Annotated in this window: 1 protein-coding gene; it reads right to left on the bottom strand. The window is 73.2% G+C overall.

Going from position 1 to position 3,261, the window contains the following annotated elements; all coding sequences use genetic code 11:
- A partial coding sequence (locus tag AB0435_RS34000; RefSeq protein WP_366428716.1) for an SDR family NAD(P)-dependent oxidoreductase occupies window positions 1–3,261 on the bottom strand: 3,261 nt, incomplete at both ends.

The following is a 3,261-nucleotide window of genomic DNA, read 5'->3' on the forward strand; positions in this document are numbered from 1 at the left end:
CACCAACTCACCCAGCAGATGCCGGGCGAGCACCACAGGACTCGGATAGTCGAAGACCAGCGTGGCCGACAACCGCAGACCCGTGGCCGCGTTCAACCGGTTCCGCAGCTCCACCGCGGTCAACGAGTCGAAACCGAGCTCTCGGAAGGCGAGGTCGGATGCCACCTGGTCACCCGGCGCGTAGCCGAGTACGGCACCGATGTGCGTGCGGACCACGTCCAGCACGGCCGCTTCCCGCTCGCTCTCCGGCAGCCGGGCCAGGTCGCTCCACAGGCCGCCGTCCGCTGCCGTGGCCGCGGCCACGGCCCTCCGCGCGGGGGTCCGCACCAAGCGGCGCAGCAGCGGCGGCACGGGGCCGCTCCCGCCGCGGAGCACCGCGGCGGCGAGTCGCACCGGGACCAGCAGCGCCTCGTCCGACGCGGTCGCCGCGTCGAAGAGCGCCAGCCCTTCCCGCGACGACAGCGGTACGACGCCGCCGCGAGCCATCCGGGCCAGGTCGGCGTCGGCCAGGTGGCCGGTCATGTCGCTGCGTTCCGCCCAGAAACCCCAGCCCAGCGACACCGCGGGCAGGCCGTGCGCCCGCCGGTCCGCGGCCAGGGCGTCGAGGAAGGTGTTCGCCGCGGCGTAGTTGGCCTGTCCCGCCGCGCCGAACGTCGCGGCGGCCGAGGAGAAGAGCACGAAGGCCGAGAGGTCCAGCCCCCGCGTCAGCTCGTCCAGGAGCAGCGTCGCGTCCACCTTCGGCCGGAACACGGCGTCCACGCGCTCGGGCGTCAACGACTCCACGACACCGTCGTCCAGTACGCCGGCCGCGTGCACCACCCCGCGCAGGGGCATGTCCTGCGGGATCCGCGCCAGCACACCCGCCAGCGCCTCCCGGTCCGTCACGTCGCACGCTTCGAGGACGACGCTCGCGCCCAGACCGGCGAGCTCCGTCTCCAGCTCGGTCATCCCGGAGGCGGCGCGGCCGCGGCGGGAGACCAGCACCAGGCTGCGTACGCCGTGTTCGGCGACCAGGTGCCGGGCGACCAGCCGGCCGAGTACGCCGCCGGCGCCGGTGATCAGCACGGTGCCGGAGCCGTCCCACGTCCCGGCGGCGCCGGGAGGAGCGGGGGCCTTGACGAGCCTGGGGGCACGGAATTCGCCGGTGCGGAGGGCGAGTTGCGGTTCATCGCAGGCGAGCGCGGTGCGCACCGCTTCGGCAGCGCCGTCCCAGGTGTCGAGGTCGACCAGGGCGAAGCGGTCCGGGTGTTCCGTCTGCGCCGACCGGACCAGGCCCCACACGGCGGCCGCCGCCAGGTCGGGGACGTCCTCGCCCGGCGCGGTCGAGACGGCGCCCCGGGTCACGAACACGAGCCTCGACGCGGCGGCCGCGTCGTCGCCCAGCCATTCCTGTACGGCCCGCAGCGCCCGGTACGTCACGTCACGGGTCACCGAGGCGAGGTCGCCGGAATCCGACGGGGACGGGAGCGGGAGGAGAACGACCTCGGGGAAGGCCCCCTCCGTTGCCGAGGGCAGGCGCGAGACCCGGTGTCCGGCCGCTGCGAGCGCGGCCGCGAGCTCGGAACCGTCAGGGCCGAGAACCGCCCACTCCCCCGCAGCACCCGGCACGTCACCGGCCGGCACCGCCTCCCACCGCACGCCGAACAGCGACTCCAGCGACGACCGCGCGGCGCTGTCGAGCAGTTCAGGCGACACGGGACGGCCCACGAGCGAGCCGACGGTGGCCACCGGAGCACCGGTCGCGTCGGCCACCAGGACCGACACCCCGTCCGCCCCGGACCGCGACAGGCGCACACGCAGTGTGGTCGCGCCCGTGGCGTGCAGGGACACACCGGTCCACGCGAAGGGCAGGCGTGCCGAGTGCGTGTCGTCGGCGTCCGGGGCGGTGAGGTGGCCCACGCCGGTCACGTGCAGCGCGGCGTCAAGCAGCGCCGGGTGCATGCCGTAGCGCCCGGCTTCCTCGCACTGCTCGTCCGGCAGCGCGACCTCGGCGTACACCTCGTCGCCTCGTCGCCACGCCGCCCGCACACCGCGGAACGCGGACCCGTACTCCAGGCCCGATGCGGCCAAGCGCTCGTACAGGTCGTCCACCGGGACGGCCACGGCCTCGGCCGGTGGCCACACGGCCAACTGCCGGGCGTCCGATGCCTCGTCAGCGACGGTCGCCGCCAGTACGCCCTTCGCGTGGCAGGTCCACGACTCCTCGTCGTGATCGCCCTCGACCCGCGAGTACACGCCGAACTCACGGCGCTCCGGGTCCTCCGTACCGCCGACGACCACCTGCACCTGCACGGCCCCCGATTCGGGGAGCACCAAGGGTGCTTGCAGCGTCAGTTCCTCCAGGCCCTGGCACCCGGCGGCATCGGCCGCGCGCAGCGCGAGTTCGACGAACGCGGTGCCGGGGACCACCACCCTCCCCAGCACGACATGGTCGGCGAGCCACGGCTGCGCACCCACCGACAACCTGCCGGTCAGGACAAGCCCGTTCACATCGGCAAGCGACACCACGGCGCCCAGCAGCGGGTGATCCGCCGCTCCCAGACCGGCGGACGTCACATCCCCGAGACGGGCGGCGGGCGGGTTGATCCAGTAGTGCTGGTGCTGGAAGGCGTACGTGGGGAGGTCTACGCGACGCGCGCCCGTGCCGTCGAAGAGCTTGGCCCAGTCGACGGAGGCTCCGCCGACGAACGCCTCCGCGACGGAGGTCAGGAAACGGTCGAGGCCGCCTTCGTCGCGGCGCAGCGAACCGACAGCAGTGATGTTGTGGGCTTCGGCGGTCTGCTCGACGCCCATGGTCAGGACCGGGTGGGCGCTGGACTCCACGAACAGGCGGAAACCGTCGTCCAGGAGGGCCTGGACGGTTTCCTCGAAGCGGACGGTCTGACGCAGGTTGCGATACCAGTAACCGGCGTCCAGAGCGCTGGTCTCCAGCACACCACCGGTCACCGTCGAATAGAACGGCACCGACGCCGAACGCGGAGAGATGCCGGCGAGATCGCGCAACAGCGCGGCCTCGATCTCCTCCACGTGCGCGCAGTGCGAGGCGTAATCCACCGCGATACGGCGGGCACGGATACCGTCCGCCTCACACCGGGCGAGGAGTTCGTCGAGGGCGTCGTTGTCACCGGAAACAACCACCGTGGCGGGTCCGTTGACGGCTGCCACCGCGAGTCGGCCGTCCAGCCGCTCCTCGACCGCCTCCGCATCCAGGGAGACCGAGACCATCCCGCCACGGCCGGACAGCGCACGCAGAGCCTTGCT

It is taken from the genome of Streptomyces sp. NPDC051173 (assembly GCF_040689515.1).
Classification (GTDB): Bacteria; Actinomycetota; Actinomycetes; order Streptomycetales; family Streptomycetaceae; genus Streptomyces.